The organism is Mesosutterella multiformis, assembly GCF_003402575.1.
Lineage (GTDB): Bacteria > Pseudomonadota > Gammaproteobacteria > Burkholderiales > Burkholderiaceae_F > Mesosutterella > Mesosutterella multiformis.
Window position 1 is genome coordinate 64180 of record NZ_BGZJ01000001.1, and the last position, 14540, is coordinate 78719.

The following is a 14540-nucleotide window of genomic DNA, read 5'->3' on the forward strand; positions in this document are numbered from 1 at the left end:
CCTTATTATTTACCAAAATTAAATATTTACTTTAACACCGAATAGATATTAAAAAAACCACCGTTCAGCGCGGCGGTTTTCATCTGAATTAAATGTCTGATGTCACTCAGGCATCTTCTCTCAGTCTGTTCTCAGCCTCCCGCGACAGCTTCTTACCAAACTCAACACCCGGCTGATCAAACGGATTGAGACCAAAAAGCGTTCCCAACATCGTGATCTTATGCTCATACATCGCCATCAGGGCTCCCAGCGTCTTAGGTGTAAGGTCACTGATGCTGATCGTCGTGACGCCGTTAAACCACGGCATAGAGGGATCACGGGTCACAAGAGCTTCCGCCTGAGCCCTGGCATTCGCGATCATGACACGATGAAGCTCTTCATGGCTATGCCCCGGCTTCTCGCAGGAAATCAGGTCAATACTCGTTCTTCCGGTCCCTTCACGCAGCCACTGATAGAAAGAATGCTGAGACTCGTCACCGTGACCGCCCCAGACAGCCTGTCCCGTATTGCCAACAATCACTGTACCGTCCGCCCGGGTAGTCTTGCCGAGACTCTCCATCTCAAGCTGCTGCTCCCAGGAAACAAAGATTCTCAGGCGCTCGTCATACGGCAGCACACACTGAAGGGTGATATTGAGTCTCGTGGCGTTCCAAAAAGCAATCAGGGCAAGCAGTGCGGAAATGTTTTCGGCCACCGGGGCATCGTAGACATAGCGATCCATCTCATAGGCACCCGACAGGAACTGATTAAAAACATCGGTGCCAAGAGCAATCATATCGGGGATACCGATGCTACCCCACACAGAAAACCGACCGCCAACCCAGTCCCACAGCGGATATAAGTTCTCCACCGGAATCCGAAGATCCTTATACGCATCAGGATTAGCGGAGACCGCGATAACGTGTCTATCCCGGGAGCTTCCGGTAATTCCTGCAGCCGCAAGCCACTCATCAACGACCGACGCGTTGACCAGTGTCTCCCTTGTGTGAAAACTCTTGCTGGATACAACGACGAGCGTGCGGAAAGGATCAAGACCATAAAGAATCCGGTCCAGCTGGACTCCGTCAACACCTGACAGGAAATGGACCTTGATTGGCTGCGGTAGCCCCATCAAAGCATGATAGACCGCGCGAGGACCAACTTCCGAGCCGCCGATACCAATATTGATGACATCCGTGATCGTGTCTCCGCGGCATCCTGTCCATTTGCCGGATCTCACAGACTCCGCGAAAGCATAGGCCCGATCCCGCGCCTCTTTGACCTCATCAAAATGAGGCGACGCCGGATCCTGTGAGCGAAGCGATGTGTGAAGAGCGGCCCGGTTCTCTGACTTGTTCACGATTTCGCCCTGAACCATAGCGTGATGGGCTTCCATCAGACCAAGGCCATTTGCAAAATCAACCAGTCTGGCGAGATCGTCCTGCGTCAGCCTCTGGCGACTGAAATCCACCCGCAGTCCGCACGCTTCAAAAGCAGTGACTCCATCCCCGTCACGAAGGAACGGTAGGAGCGGCTGAGCAAATTTTCTTGGGCTATTCATCTTTTTCTCTGAACAGTTTCATCAATATGAATCACGTAACGGTCATTGTACCGGGTTGGCATATGGTTTTCACCTAAATAAGCCTACCTGTCCGATAGAGAAAAAGCTAATTGTTCAGCCTGTTTTATTTCTTCAAAAGTATTGCAGTTATCAAAGGCAGAGATATCAGGAAAAACAGCTGTCGCTGCGCCGATTTCCTTAAACCACTGACGTACCCGATGATTGCCGGCCGCGTTGTAAGCCTCCAGCTCAGGAAAGAGATCTGCTCTGACACAGGCAAACGTGGGCTGGAGTTCTCCGCAGGCTTCCGCTATTGCAGATCTGGCACCCGCAGCATTTGCAGCGAAAATCAGCTTCTCAGTGAGATCCGACGGGAAAAAGGGACAGTCACAGGGAACCGTGAAAAGCCAGGTTTCTTTCCTGGATTCCTCAGGAAGACTCGCAATCGCCGCCTCAAGCCCTGCCAGAGGCCCCGGAAAAGAGTCCGTACGGTCCGGAATGAGTTCAGTATCAGGAGGCAGAACCTTCCGGTATTCGTCAAACGACCGATTGGCGCTCACCAGAATCCTGTCGACCTGAGGTGAAAGACGACGATAGGCACGAAGCGCCAGCGGCTCTCCCTGAAAAGGAACAAGCCCCTTATCAGCCCCGCCCAGCCGTGTGGCGCGGCCCCCCGCAAGAATCAATCCAATCCGCATCATTTCTTGTGGTGCTTCTTCTTCAGCTTATTTTTGGCTTTCTTAAGTTTGGACTTCTTTTTTCTATTGGCTTTCTTCCGTCTCCAGGCCTTGATCGCCGTTTCCGGAACACCATCCTTCACTTCACCGCCAATCGGATCCGTCCACAGAATCTCAATCGGAGAATTAAGCGCCTTAGCGATGCTTTTCGCCATCCGCTCGAGGCAGTCCCGTTCAATTGGGCTTGGAGAATCGGATTCGACCCGGACAGTCAAGCCCTTCTCGCTTCTCTGAAGCGTAACCCCGGTAACCGCCGACCGATGGCTCTTATCAAGACCTACCGCCAGACGAAGGAAAATGCCGGCCTGGGCTGCCTTTTTCCAGTCGTCATCTGAAAGACGGATGAAAAAAGGATGCGATTTGCCGTAATACTTGCTGCTATAGATGATCGCCGCGAGAAGATGCGTTTCGCGCTGCGTAAAGCCGAGGAGATCAGAATTCGCGACGATATAGGCGCTGTGCTGCCGCTGCCTGAGATAAGAAATGGAAATGCCGGTTTCCTGAAGCCAGGAGGCGTATCCCAGCAGTGCCCCCCACTCTTTTGGCAGATCAGTGAGTCCGAGCTCCCGCGCCTGAGAAAACAGACTGCGGGAAAGGAACGAGACCTGCTTCGCGTGACGCACATCGATCTGGAAAGTCTTGGCAAGGCTCTTCACAGCATGGCCTCGCTGCTTCGACTCCACAGCCCGCCCCGGAATCAGTCCTTCTGTCTCAAGATACTGAATGAGAACCCCATCCCGGAGTCCGCGATCAGTGATCGAAATCTGATTGAATCCGAGCTCCTCCATCGCCGTGAGGAAAATCGCGGCACCTGGAATAATGACGCCAACCCGCTTCTGATTCATGCCAGGAAGCGCCGCGCGCTCGGCGGCTGTTGAACTGCAGATCTTATCGACAACAGCCCGGACTTCATCAATTGTGATAACCGTGGTGTCGGATGACACAGAGGTCTGTTCCGCGGTACGCATGGATAAAGCGAGACTCGCGATCGCGCCGGCCGTTCCGGAACTTGCGATCAGCTCACGGGGCTTCTTTGCCAGAAGCCGTTTGAACGGCATCACAGACTTATCGCGGACATAGTCCTGGACTTCACGGAACTTCGCCTTCGGCACGGCATCGGGAAAATCTCTGAAAAAGAGATCCGCGAGACGCACACAGCCAACACGGAGTGACTCTGCCGCGAGCAGCTCCCCTTCCCGCGACACAGAGAACTCCGTGCTGCCGCCGCCGATATCCATATAAGCGCGCGGATAGTCGGCTCTGGGAAGAGAGGCTTCAACCCCCATCGTGATCAGACGGGCTTCTTCCGGTCCTGAAATCACACTGAAATCGATTCCGGTCTCAGCCTTGACCCGTTCCGTGAATTCTTTTCCGTTTTCCGCCTCACGGACAGAGGCTGTAGCGACCGCCACCACCTTGCTCACACCGTAGGAGCGGCACGTTCTCGCAAAGGTCTTCAGTACCGAAATCGTGCGCTCAATTGCCTGCGGCTGCAGCGCCTGATTTTCGAACGCCCCCTCGCCAAGCCTCACCATCGACTTGACGCAGTTCAGAACCTGAATCCTCCCATCTCCGCCAACCTGACTCACCAGAAGTCTGAGCGAGTTGCTTCCCAGATCGATCACCGCAACACGCCGGGCACCTTCAGGAAGTGGTACCTGTGAATCTTGTTCAGACGCATCAGCCGCGTCCGGCAGCTCCAGATAGGGGGATGGTTTCATACTTTTTTTCCTTTTTTCAGGACCCGTACTTTTCGCTCATCAGCGCCTGGGCATCAACGAGAGGCTTGCCTTCGGCGGGGAGGATGCGTTCATACTCATCCCCTTCAAGCTTCCAGGTACGGGCGTTATCCGCGAGCTGAAGCTTCAGCACTTCGTTCGCGATACGCTCCTTCAGGGCTTCATCGAGCACCGGTGTCACTACTTCGATACGGCGATCGAGGTTGCGGCCCATAAGGTCAGCCGATCCCATGTAGCATAAGCTCTTCTCGGTATCCTCAAGAGGTCCGAACCAGTACACACGGGCATGCTCAAGGAACTTGCCGAGAATCGCGCGCACGGTGATGTTGTCGGAAATCCCCTTGATGCCGGTCTTGAGGCAGCAGATACCGCGCACGAGGCAGTCCACCTTGACGCCCGCGATCGAGGCTTCATAAAGCAGCCGGATCATATCGGGGTCAACAAGCTGATTGCACTTCAGCACAATGCGGCCGTTCCCTTCACGCTTATGACGTTCAATCTCAGCGCGGATAGCGCGCTCGATTCCGCTTCGCATGCAGGTCGGGGAAACGAAGAGCCGGCGGTAGTTATCACGGACAGCGTATCCGGTCATCACGTTGAAGAGGTCCGTCACATCGGAGCAGATATCCTGCGCGGACGTAAGAAGGCCAAGGTCGGTGTAGTTCTTCGCGGAGCCGGGGTTGTAGTTGCCGGTACCGATATGAACATAGGAGCGGATGCCGCTCGCTTCCTTACGGATCACCAGGCAAAGCTTGGCATGCACTTTGAGCCCCACGAAGCCGTAAACCACGTTCACGCCCTGGCGCTCCATTTCTTCTGCCCAGTTGATGTTCCGCTCTTCGTCGAAACGGGCCTTCAGTTCCACCACAGCGGTAACCTGCTTCCCGCGCTGACGCGCTTCCATCAGCGCCTTCACGATCGGGGAGTTATTGCCGACGCGGTAAAGCGTCATCTTGATACCCAGCACAGCCGGATCCTTGGCTGCCTGCTGCACCAGATCCACGACTGAAGTGAATGTCTGGTAGGGGTGGTAAAGCAGAATGTCACGCTTCGCGATGTTTTCAAAAAGCTTATCAACCGGCTGAGTATCCGGGTTGAAGCTCGCGAAGTACGGCGTGTCCTTCAGCTTCGGATAATCCAGATCATTCAGAGCCATGTAGCCCGCAAAGGCCATCGGCCCCTTGACGCTGTAAACTTGGAAGGGCTTCAGCTTCATCTTCTGAATGATGAATTCCGTGAGGTTCGAGGGCATACCGTGTTCGGTTTCGAGGCGAACCACACCGCCCCACTGACGGCGGGTCACGGAGTCACGAACAGCCTCAAGCAGGTCGTCCGCCTCGTCCTCTTCAATCTCCACGTCCGTATTACGGGTGATGCGGAACATACCCTTGCTCACCACCTGGTACCCCGGGAAGAGAAGCGGAAGGAATTCACCGATGATTTCTTCTGTCGGCACCACATCGATGCGGCGGTTTCCGAGCGGATCATCCGCCTCCATTTCATCCCCCTCGCTCGTCACGAAGAAGAAGCGGGGAATGTTATGCGGCACGCGGAGACGCGCGTAGTGATGCGTGCCGTCACGGCTCTGCAGTTCGATCAGGAAATTGATAGAGACATTCGAGATTCTCGGGAAAGGATGTCCCGGGTCGATCGCCTGAGGCGTGAGAATCGGATAAATCTCCGTCTGGAACCGCGCGAGAAGCGTTCTCTGAGCATCAGGAGAAAGCTGATCATAAGAAGCGACCCGAACACCTGCCTCAGCAAGAGCGGGCTGCAGTTTCTCGGTCCAGTGAGCAGCCGCTACATCAATAAGAGCAAGCGCCTTTTTGCGGATTTCCGTCAGCTGACGGGCGGGCGTCATCTTATCGGGGCCGGAAGAACCGGAACCCGTCTTGTACTGCTTAAAGATGTTCGCCACACGGACCATGAAAAATTCATCAAGATTCGTATAGAAAATCGAGAGGAACTTCACCTGATCGAGCAGCGGGCGGTTCGGCTCAATCGCCGTTTCGAGAACGCGCTTATTGAAGTCGAGCCAGGAAAGCTCGCGGTTCGTATAGAGAGCAGGAGAAGTGAGCGAAGTCACCTTGCGCTGAGCACGCTTCGGGCGGGCTGACGCGGCGGTCTTCGCGGCGCGGGAAGCAACGGCCTTGACCGGGCGGGATGTGGCAGCTGCAGCAGGCTTCGCGGCTCGGCGGGTGCGCGGACGGCGTGCCGCCGGCTTGGCACTCTTCTCTGCTGTAACAGGGGACTCAGTAACCTGAGCAGGTGCATTCTGATCGGAAGTTTTCTTGGAAACTGGCATATGACCCTCGCGCTGACTCTCTTCAGCTCAAAAAGCCGTTATGGGAATCTGTCTATTTTTCGGAGCTTCTTATAGGCTAAAAGAAGCCGTAAAGATAACCTTAGCACCAGAAAGTGACAAATGCATTACAAGCCGCAAAGTTGCGGGGAAAGCTCTTTCAGGAGGGGGTAAAAACCGATCGGAAAGCGATTGATAAATCAGAGGAATCAGGCGGAGGAAGAAACGGGAAAGAAATTTTCCGGCTTCCATAACGGAAAAAGGCCAGCTATCATTAGCCGGCCTCTCTTCATCACATCAGAAATTCTGGAGCGGGAGACGAGTCTCGAACTCGCGACCTCAACCTTGGCAAGGTTGCGCTCTACCAACTGAGCTACTCCCGCAGAACGAGGATGCATTTTACACAGTCTTATACAAAAAGCAAATGCCGTCACAAAAATACGGTATAAACTATTTTATTCAGTCTGTATTGGTCTTCCTGATGCGGCGGCCTGTCAGACTACAATAGGCGCACCACTCACTCAGTTTTACAAAGCAGGCTCAACACTATGAATTCCAGGCTTCTCTGCACCGTTTCCACCGCCCTGATCGCGCTCTTTTCTGCCGCCGCCGGGGCCGCGGTTCCTGATCATTCAGCAGCCTTCTGCCCCGCGAAGGGAAAGATCTCAATCGTGGACTTTGAAGCCAGCTGGTGCACGCCCTGCAAGATGATGAAACCCGCATGGAAGGCCGTCGAAAAAGAATACAAGGGGAAAATTTCCTTTGTTCATATTGATATCGATGAGCATCCGGATATCTCAAAGGCCATGCAGATCAGCGCTGTGCCTACCCAGATACTGTTCGACCGGCAGTGCAAATTTATTGACGCGCATTCGGGCTATCTGTCCGAATCCGATCTCCGTGCCACGTTTAATAATGTTCTGAAGAAGTACTGAGTGGTATCCTTTCAATAAGGTCTGGTAATCTGTAGAATAAATCGTTACTAGCAATCTGTAACGAACGGATAACCTTTTATACCTTTTCTTAGCAGTCAGCCATCAATCGGCGCCGCTAGAATGAAAGAAATAAAGCAGGGATCCGGCCCTGACGCTGCAGATCCCGCTGCGGAGCTTTGCTTTGTGAGGTCTCCGCCTGTTCACACAGAAGGAATACATATGAATCTCAGATTTCTTGCCCTTCCGGCTGCGCTCGCTGCCGTTCTTGCCCTCTCCGGCTGCGCTAACGACAACGCGCGCTACCGCGCGGATGTCTACGGTCCGGGTTCCCTTAACCAAGCGCAGGCTGTGAAAACCGTTGAAATTCTGTCGGTTCAGACGGCCCGCATCGCGCTCCCGAATGAAACCAAGAACTCTGCGGCACAGCTTGCCGGTACCGTCGCCGGTGCCGCGGCCGGCATGATTCTTGGCAATCAATTCGGTCATGGTCTGGGCTCCCGTCAGGATGCCCGCATCTTCGGCGGTATCGCGGGCGGCATTCTTGGTAACCGCGCCTCCAACCTCGCGGCTGGTGAAACCGACTACCAGCAGGGTGTACAGATCACCTTCCGGGACGGAAACCAGATGTTTACTTCTGTTCAGGTCGGCAATCCGTGTGAGTATCAGCTCGGGACCGCTGTGATGATTCAGGAAACAGCCCGCGGCTCCCGTATTCAGCCGAATAATCCGGGCGGCTGCGGATCTGCAACAACGTCTGTCGCTCACTAAGCAAGAGGTCTGGACTCCCATGGCGTCTCACACGTGAGACGCCATCCAGTCTTTTCAGTGAAATTCCGGGCTTCGGAAGGATAAAAGCATGAAAGAATCTCTGGTTCTCGCGATCTTTACAGTTGGTCTTGCCGCAAGCGGCGCGGCTTCGGCTGCCGGCGCGGTTCCTCCGGATTACGTTCCGCCGTCCGCTTCTTCTGCGGGTGTTCCTCCTGACTACAATCCGAACACGGCGACGACTGTGACTGCTCCCCGCGGATTCACTCCGCCCTCTGCCGTGAGCCAGGTTCCTCCGGATACGCAGAATTCGCGGACCACCACGGCTACGGACGGTCGGGTTACGACAACAACGACCTATCCGCCGACCCCGATTATCAAGACAGAATCCGGCGTGCTGAATAGTCTGAAGCCCCGCGCGCCCCAGCTGCCGCTTTCCGAGCAGATTGATCTCGTCCGCCGGAATCAGGCTGATATCGCAGCAAGGCGGGCGGCTGACGCGGCCGCCGCGGCTCAGGGTCAGACGTCATCAGACTATTACTACGGACGCTAAAACACTGTCTTTTTGCCTTCTCTGTTCTTAAGGCAGGATGTCAGAGACACAGAAGCTCCGGAATAGCTGATTCCGGAGCTTCTTTTTTACTACAGTCGCAGATATTTACCAGCTCATAATCTGGCCATCTGTCCGTTTCTCAGTACCGCCCACCAGGACTCCTGTCTGGCTGTCCCTCAGAATGGCCTGTCCGCGTCCCATCAGCACCTTATCTGCTATCAGAGTGACATCGTGTCCTCGTCTCTGGAGCTGCCGCACGATATGGTTCGGCGTATCCTGCTCAACCTGAACCTTCTTCCCGCCGACCCACTGCCAGCGCGGCGCGTCGAGCGCCTGCTGCGGGTTCAGACCCCAGTCAACCATATTCATGACGAACTGCACGTGGGCCTGAGGCTGCATATAGCCGCCCATAATCCCGAAGGGACCCAGGGCTTCACCGTTCTGGGTGAGGAAACCCGGAATAATGGTGTGATACGGACGCTTCATGCCGGCAAGCCCATTCGGGTGCTCGGGATCAAACCGGAAATTGAAGCCGCGGTCATTAAACGAAATCCCGGTTGACGGGTCGACGATTCCGGATCCAAATCCATAGAAATTGCTCTGAATCATCGAGACCATGTTCCCCTCGCCGTCCGCCGCGCAGAAGTACACGGTCGAGCTGTACCGGGGGTCACCCACCTTGGGATCAATCGCTTCTTCACCGATCAGCGCCCGGCGGTCTGCCGCATAGCGTTCCGAAAGTAGCTGCTCAGGCGTTACCCGCATGAAGGAGGGTTCCGCCACATATTCCTTCGTATCGGTAAAGGCGAGTTTGAGAGCCTCAATCTGGCGGTGGATCGTTGCCGGATCCTCACGGTCACCGAGCTCCATTCCCTTCAGAATTTGAAGCGCCATGAGAACCGTAATGCCGTGTCCGTTAGGCGGCAGCTCCCAGACATCCACTCCGCGGTAGTTGACTGAAATCGGGTTTACCCATTCTGGAGCATAAGCGGCAAGATCGTCGCCCGTGAGGAAACCGTTATGAGCCTTCATAAAGGCGTCAGTCCGCTCCGCGATCTCACCCGTATAGAAAGAGCGGCCGTTCGTTTTCGCGATGCTCCGGATGGTGTCCGCCATTGCCTGGCTGCGGAAAATTTCTCCCGCGCGAAGCGGGTGACCCTGAGGAGCAAAAGTCTTCATCCAGCCCTCAAACTCAGGGCGTTCTTTCGCGAGCGGCGCGAAGCGCTTAAACGCGTCATCCCAGAGGCGGCTGATGTTAGGTGACACCGGATAACCGTCTTCAGCGTAGCGCGCGGCTGGCTCCGCCACGGTTTCAAGATCAAGTGAGCCGAATTTCTCATGCAGCGCGCACCACGTTGCGACCGCTCCCGGCACATCAATCGGTTCTACCCCCAGCATCGGGATCTTATCGAAACCGCGTGCTTTCAGAGCGTCAATCGACGCAGCTCTGGGAGCCGGGCCGGACCCGTTGATCCCATACATCTTTCCCTTGTACCAGACGATCGCGAAACATTCGCACCCGAGACCGTTACCGGAAGGCTCCACCACGGGCTGCGCAAGCGCCATCGCGACCGCCGCATCAATCGCGTTGCCTCCTTTCAGGAGTGTCTGCAGACCGGCAGAGGCCGCACTCGGGTTTCCAGCGCAGCACATGCCGTTTTTGGCATAGACCACATTGCGGGTCGACGCGTACGGATAGTGAAGCGGATCAAATTCAATCATTTCTTTGCCCCTCTAAAGTTAATCGCTGAGACCGGCCGTGAAAAAACGGCGGCGGACAGGCGCATCCGTTATTTTTGCGCCTTCCGTACGCCGTTGCGTTATTCATTCAGGACGGAAACCTTTTATCCGACGAACGGAACGAGGATACCGGCAATCAGAACCGAGACCGACGACACGGTCGCAAAGCCAGCCACCAGGTACTTCGGGAGAATCGCGTCAAGAATCACCTCGCGCTCCGTTTCAGTCTCACCGACCGCTTTGGCGACTTCGTTCGCGATCAGATAAGTCGCCGGGAAGCCGAGCAGCTGGCAGACAGAAACCGCAAGCGCCATATTCTTCGACCCCAGAATCTTCCAGAACGGAAGAAGCCAGAAAGCGAGATAGAGCACGACAAAGACGGCCGCGAAAATGATGAGCGTATTGACGCCAAGCCCCAGGAGCTGCGAAGGCTTGATCGTTGCGAGACTCGGAATAATCGTCGCGAAGCAGGCCACATTGAAAATACCAAGCGACTTCGCGTGAAGCAGGATGTTCTTCGGCACGAGCCCCAGAGAAGTCACGATGACACCGAGAAGCAAAGCCCAGATCGGAGCAGAGATGTGAGTCATCTTGCCGATCACAAAGGAGAGCCAGGCGAAGAGCGCCGTAATCGCGAGGGACACGAAGACACCGTAGTACTTCTTGTTGCGTTCGAAGAAGTTGGGATTCGACAGCGTCCCGTCCTCCTTCTTCGGCGCTTCTTTCTTGTATTTATTCACGCCGGTCTTACGGAAATCTGCGACCACTGTTTCCGCTTCCTTGATGCCGAAGTGGGAGGCAAAAGGCGTGCCAAAGAATTTCTGCACAGCGTACACGATCGTACCGAGGGCCGCGGCCAGAGCAAAGCCATGCTCAAGAGCAGCAGTCGTCATGATCTGGGTCGCCACAATGCCGCCATTCACGATCGGGATCGTGACAAGCGCTTCATTCTTGCCGATCACCGGGATCAGAGCGAACCCGGTCACGACAACGAGCGCCATCGCGATGAAGGACACGGCGAGCGTCCGCCACTCATCAATCAGCTCACGGAGATTGATGGTGGTGCCAAGCGAAAACACAATGAAGAGAATGGCCCACTTGCCGAAATCCGCTAGCCCCGCCTGCTTGATGATGTCAGGCGGGATGATCCCCGTAATAAAGGCAATCAGGAAAAGAAGGAGGCTCACGAAAACGGAGGAAACCTTCGCCTTGGTAAGCACTGAGAGAAAATCTCCGATGCCGAAGAAGAGCAGGCATATAAAGAGATAGAAGAACATATTGTTGAACATGACAGCCTCTTATTACAGGGTTCGGGACCCTTTTTTCGTAGACGCACGGAGATTGGGCTCCATTCGTCCGGGGGATCGTTATAAAGATGTCCTTCAAATATCTTACGTATTCCCAAAAAGAAACCCGGCCTGAAGTTACTCAGTAGTCCCTAGGCGATACGGTACTAGATCATGTTTTCTGTAGTCTCTGACCGTTTTTTCTGTTCCGGATTTCTCCCATTCCCAAAACTAGGTACGGCTGAACTGCGGTATTCTTCTCCTTTCGGATGACCAAACAACCTTGGATCAAGAAGGCAAAATAATTCCATGTCCAAACGCTTGACTGAAAACAAACCGTCTGACACTCCCGTTACCGCGGCCCGCCCTGTCAAAAACACTGATACCCTGCCCCGCCGGATCGCGTCCTGGCTGGGTCTGCTGCTTCTTATTGCCTTCCCCGGAGTCACGTATTTCATTGAGCCGCGGTTCGGTGTCGCGGCCTCTGCCTGCCTTCTGATTCTCGCGACGCTGCTTCGGATTCTCTATAAGCCGAACGCCCTTACCGGAATCATGGCGATGGTCACGGCGATTCTTGGGATTCTTGTCGCCCTGTCGCAGAGCCTTCTGATGCTGAAGTTCTGGCCGGTTCTCGCGGTGATTCTCGTGATCCTCGCGCTCTTTATCGGGCTTGGAAAGGATGACGGCATGGTCGCCAAGGCGGTTGCGGGCCCGGAAGGCGCGAAGACGGATCCCCAGCGGGTCTACGCCCGGAGTCTCTCCTACGTCTGGATCGTGCTCTTTGTGTTGCTCGGCGCGGTTGCCGCGCTGACCTGCTTCTGGGGCAATCTCAAGTCATGGGCTTTCTGGAATGGCGGTGTCGCCTGGTTTGTCATCCTGATTTTCTATGGCACGGAGCGAGCCGCCCGGGGCTTTATTCTTCGGGATCTCGAGCGCCAGGCGGAAAAGAACCGCGAGACGCTGCGGCAGATGCAGCAGAAGTAAAACGCTTCAGCTCTGACGGCCGGATGCCGCCAGAGTTTCGAGCATCTCAGGCTCCGGACGCCACAGCGCGACCGGAGCCTTTCTTGAAAGCGCGGTCACCCGCATCCAGCCGTCCGTGAGGTCCGTACTGACCACCATGCCGCGGATCCGCGGCTCGTGATCTTCCCAGTAAAACTCTCTCGGGCAGTCCGCCTTGACAGCGCACTCGTACGCCCCCCAGGCCCTGAAAAACGCGGTCCCGATATCCGGCTCCGCTTTGACACGCGCCGCTGTCTCGTGATTAAAGGCTACGTCCGCGTAGCGAAGGAGAGGGCGCGAGAGATCTATTTTCTCGAGATCCGCCGCGCAGATTTCTGAGTCAACGAGGCACGCCACGCGGTTTCCGCTATGCGTGATCGATGTCCGAAGCACACCGTCCGGAAGCACGATCCGGGGAGCGCGGGGCGGATCCTCAACAATCTGAATCGAATGACGCGGAATATCGGGGTACAGCTTCTCAGCGAGCAGCCGGATCAGAACCCGGGCCCAGATATGCTGGTTACGGCGGAGAGGCTTTGTGAAACGCGCTGCCCGCGTGAGCTGCTCATCCGAAAGAAGCCCGAGACACTCAGGTGTCACAGGTCTCTCAGTGATCTCAATCTCCGCGTAAACGGGAAGTGTTAGACGGCTTTCCATCTGCCCTGCTTAGTGGGTCGTATCAAGCCTTGCGGTACCCGTGAAGCGGCTCGCACCGGAATTCACTTCAGCGATATCTCCTGTTCCCTTCTTCCAGAAGAAAATCCGCCCCTCGTCAGACGTGAGGAGCCGGTCGCCGACCTTAAGCAGGATCGGACCCACGCCCTGAACCTTGGCGCCGCCCGTCACCTCAATCCACTCCCGGCCGTCTCCGGGCGCGGCGGCTTCAGCTGTCGCTGTCAGCGCACCGGGCTTTACAGCGCAGACCGGAACCGCGGTTCCAGGTGTCATCGAGCAGCGGCGGACCGGATAAGTCTTCCCATCCGGAGCCTGCAGCGTACCATCACCCGCGAGTCCCTCCGGGAAGAGCGTAATGCGGAGATCCGGGATCAGATCCTTTGCCTTCGCCTCACCGATTCCGCCGTCTGTCCGGAGGTTATCAATCGACGTGTAAGCCTGCCAGGTTTCTGAGGCCTCCGGGATCAGCGGCATCGGCTTTGCTTCGGGCACCCGGAATTCGTACCCGGCATGCGTTTCAATCCACTGCCGGAGCGTCTGATGAAGCGTTGCTCCGCCGCTCGGTTCCGTGACATTGATGAACGCCGCGTCCACCTCGCGGATCGCGATCAGGAAGTCCCGCTTACCGGGCTCTGCCATATTGCCGATATCGAGCGCGATCCCGGGGACATCTCCCGGGAAAGCCACACTCTTCACGCGAAGCTGAATTTCGTCCGTTCCGGATCCGACAGCACCCGGGGCTGAAACCATCGTGCTTTTCGCCTCTTCAAGCCACTTCGAGACCGGTTCAACGCCGGACGGTGTTTCGATACCCACGCGGGTTGCCATCGCTTCTGGAATCCGAAGGACCAGCCTGCGGCTCAGAATCGAGGAGTCTTTGTTCCGGGCGTCGAGCGTAATCAGAATCGCAGGGCTCCCGTCATCGATGCCCTGACCCGTGATCACGAATCCAGGCTGCATCGGCACAGGAGCCGCGGCCGCCGCATCGAATTCTGTCGAAAAGGATGTCGTGGGATCAGGTGACTGCGCCTGGACAACCGGGGCCGGCTGCTTTACGTCAGAGGTCGAAAGATCCGTCACCGGGGCGGTTCCGGGAGTTACGGTCTGAGAACCCGCCCCCGAAGTCTCACCACTCCCAAGAGGGGGCTGCCAGATCGGCACCGGAGTCTCGCAGCCTGAAAGGAGAAGCAGAGCAGCAGCTGCCGCGGCTGCGGTACGAGAGACACAGGAAACTTTCTTCATCGTTTTCTCCTTAAATAGACTGTT

General features: G+C 55.9%; 12 protein-coding genes and 1 tRNA gene. 4 read left to right on the top strand and 9 right to left on the bottom strand.

The window, feature by feature from the left end; all coding sequences use genetic code 11:
- Positions 1-106: 106 nt before the first annotated feature.
- The 5 genes from M4NBBH2_RS00275 to M4NBBH2_RS00295 all read right to left on the bottom strand — a co-directional run bounded on the left by M4NBBH2_RS00275 (position 107) and on the right by M4NBBH2_RS00295 (position 6701).
- Complete coding sequence (locus M4NBBH2_RS00275) at positions 107-1540, bottom strand: phosphoglucose isomerase-related protein (RefSeq protein WP_116269244.1); 1434 nt, start codon at positions 1538-1540, stop codon at positions 107-109.
- Between the two features lie 83 nt (positions 1541-1623).
- Entirely contained in the window at positions 1624-2241 is a 618-nt protein-coding gene (gene mobA, locus M4NBBH2_RS00280; protein ID WP_116269245.1) for a molybdenum cofactor guanylyltransferase MobA, read from the bottom strand.
- Entirely contained in the window at positions 2238-3998 is a 1761-nt protein-coding gene (locus tag M4NBBH2_RS00285) for a Ppx/GppA phosphatase family protein (RefSeq protein ID WP_116269246.1), read from the bottom strand. Before M4NBBH2_RS00285 ends, mobA begins: the two co-directional genes overlap by 4 nt.
- A gap of 16 nt (positions 3999-4014) precedes the next feature.
- Positions 4015-6321, bottom strand: a complete 2307-nt coding sequence (ppk1, locus tag M4NBBH2_RS00290; RefSeq protein WP_116269247.1) for a polyphosphate kinase 1 — start codon at positions 6319-6321, stop codon at positions 4015-4017.
- 304 nt (positions 6322-6625) lie between these two features.
- A tRNA-Gly gene (locus M4NBBH2_RS00295) sits at positions 6626-6701 on the bottom strand.
- 165 nt (positions 6702-6866) lie between these two features.
- Here M4NBBH2_RS00295 and M4NBBH2_RS00300 point away from each other — a divergent pair.
- From M4NBBH2_RS00300 to M4NBBH2_RS00310, 3 genes are all read left to right on the top strand, one after another.
- Positions 6867-7253, top strand: a complete 387-nt coding sequence (locus tag M4NBBH2_RS00300; protein WP_022443335.1) for a thioredoxin family protein — start codon at positions 6867-6869, stop codon at positions 7251-7253.
- 219 nt (positions 7254-7472) lie between these two features.
- Complete coding sequence (locus M4NBBH2_RS00305; protein ID WP_116269248.1) at positions 7473-8021, top strand: hypothetical protein; 549 nt, start codon at positions 7473-7475, stop codon at positions 8019-8021.
- A gap of 88 nt (positions 8022-8109) precedes the next feature.
- Positions 8110-8571 carry a hypothetical protein gene (locus M4NBBH2_RS00310; protein ID WP_116269249.1) on the top strand — a complete coding sequence of 154 codons (462 nt, stop codon included), beginning with the start codon at positions 8110-8112 and terminating at the stop codon, positions 8569-8571.
- A gap of 105 nt (positions 8572-8676) precedes the next feature.
- On the opposite strand, the gene M4NBBH2_RS00315 is transcribed toward M4NBBH2_RS00310, so the two are convergent.
- Positions 8677-10293, bottom strand: a complete 1617-nt coding sequence (locus M4NBBH2_RS00315; RefSeq protein ID WP_116269250.1) for a gamma-glutamyltransferase family protein — start codon at positions 10291-10293, stop codon at positions 8677-8679.
- 122 nt (positions 10294-10415) lie between these two features.
- The gene (locus M4NBBH2_RS00320; RefSeq protein ID WP_116269251.1) at positions 10416-11600 is read right to left on the bottom strand and encodes a hypothetical protein; all 1185 of its coding nucleotides are present in this window, start codon (positions 11598-11600) and stop codon (positions 10416-10418) included.
- 306 nt (positions 11601-11906) lie between these two features.
- Here M4NBBH2_RS00320 and M4NBBH2_RS00325 point away from each other — a divergent pair, with 306 nt between their 5' ends.
- Positions 11907-12581 carry a COG4648 family protein gene (locus M4NBBH2_RS00325; protein ID WP_116269252.1) on the top strand — a complete coding sequence of 225 codons (675 nt, stop codon included), beginning with the start codon at positions 11907-11909 and terminating at the stop codon, positions 12579-12581.
- A 6-nt stretch (positions 12582-12587) separates the two neighbouring features.
- On the opposite strand, the gene M4NBBH2_RS00330 is transcribed toward M4NBBH2_RS00325, so the two are convergent.
- Together M4NBBH2_RS00330 and M4NBBH2_RS00335 are read right to left on the bottom strand one after the other, a co-directional pair.
- On the bottom strand, positions 12588-13256 hold the full coding sequence (locus M4NBBH2_RS00330; RefSeq protein WP_116269253.1) for a 4'-phosphopantetheinyl transferase family protein: 669 nt from the start codon (positions 13254-13256) through the stop codon (positions 12588-12590).
- 9 nt (positions 13257-13265) lie between these two features.
- Positions 13266-14516 carry a hypothetical protein gene (locus M4NBBH2_RS00335; RefSeq protein WP_116269254.1) on the bottom strand — a complete coding sequence of 417 codons (1251 nt, stop codon included), beginning with the start codon at positions 14514-14516 and terminating at the stop codon, positions 13266-13268.
- Positions 14517-14540 lie beyond the last annotated feature (24 nt).

Coding starts and splice junctions, on each gene's coding strand:
- M4NBBH2_RS00275 (WP_116269244.1), bottom strand. CDS start 1,540: ATGAATAGCCCAAGAAAATTTGCTCAGCCGCTCCTACCGTTCCTTCGT.
- mobA (WP_116269245.1), bottom strand. CDS start 2,241: ATGATGCGGATTGGATTGATTCTTGCGGGGGGCCGCGCCACACGGCTG.
- M4NBBH2_RS00285 (WP_116269246.1), bottom strand. CDS start 3,998: ATGAAACCATCCCCCTATCTGGAGCTGCCGGACGCGGCTGATGCGTCT.
- ppk1 (WP_116269247.1), bottom strand. CDS start 6,321: ATGCCAGTTTCCAAGAAAACTTCCGATCAGAATGCACCTGCTCAGGTT.
- M4NBBH2_RS00300 (WP_022443335.1), top strand. CDS start 6,867: ATGAATTCCAGGCTTCTCTGCACCGTTTCCACCGCCCTGATCGCGCTC.
- M4NBBH2_RS00305 (WP_116269248.1), top strand. CDS start 7,473: ATGAATCTCAGATTTCTTGCCCTTCCGGCTGCGCTCGCTGCCGTTCTT.
- M4NBBH2_RS00310 (WP_116269249.1), top strand. CDS start 8,110: ATGAAAGAATCTCTGGTTCTCGCGATCTTTACAGTTGGTCTTGCCGCA.
- M4NBBH2_RS00315 (WP_116269250.1), bottom strand. CDS start 10,293: ATGATTGAATTTGATCCGCTTCACTATCCGTACGCGTCGACCCGCAAT.
- M4NBBH2_RS00320 (WP_116269251.1), bottom strand. CDS start 11,600: ATGTTCAACAATATGTTCTTCTATCTCTTTATATGCCTGCTCTTCTTC.
- M4NBBH2_RS00325 (WP_116269252.1), top strand. CDS start 11,907: ATGTCCAAACGCTTGACTGAAAACAAACCGTCTGACACTCCCGTTACC.
- M4NBBH2_RS00330 (WP_116269253.1), bottom strand. CDS start 13,256: ATGGAAAGCCGTCTAACACTTCCCGTTTACGCGGAGATTGAGATCACT.
- M4NBBH2_RS00335 (WP_116269254.1), bottom strand. CDS start 14,516: ATGAAGAAAGTTTCCTGTGTCTCTCGTACCGCAGCCGCGGCAGCTGCT.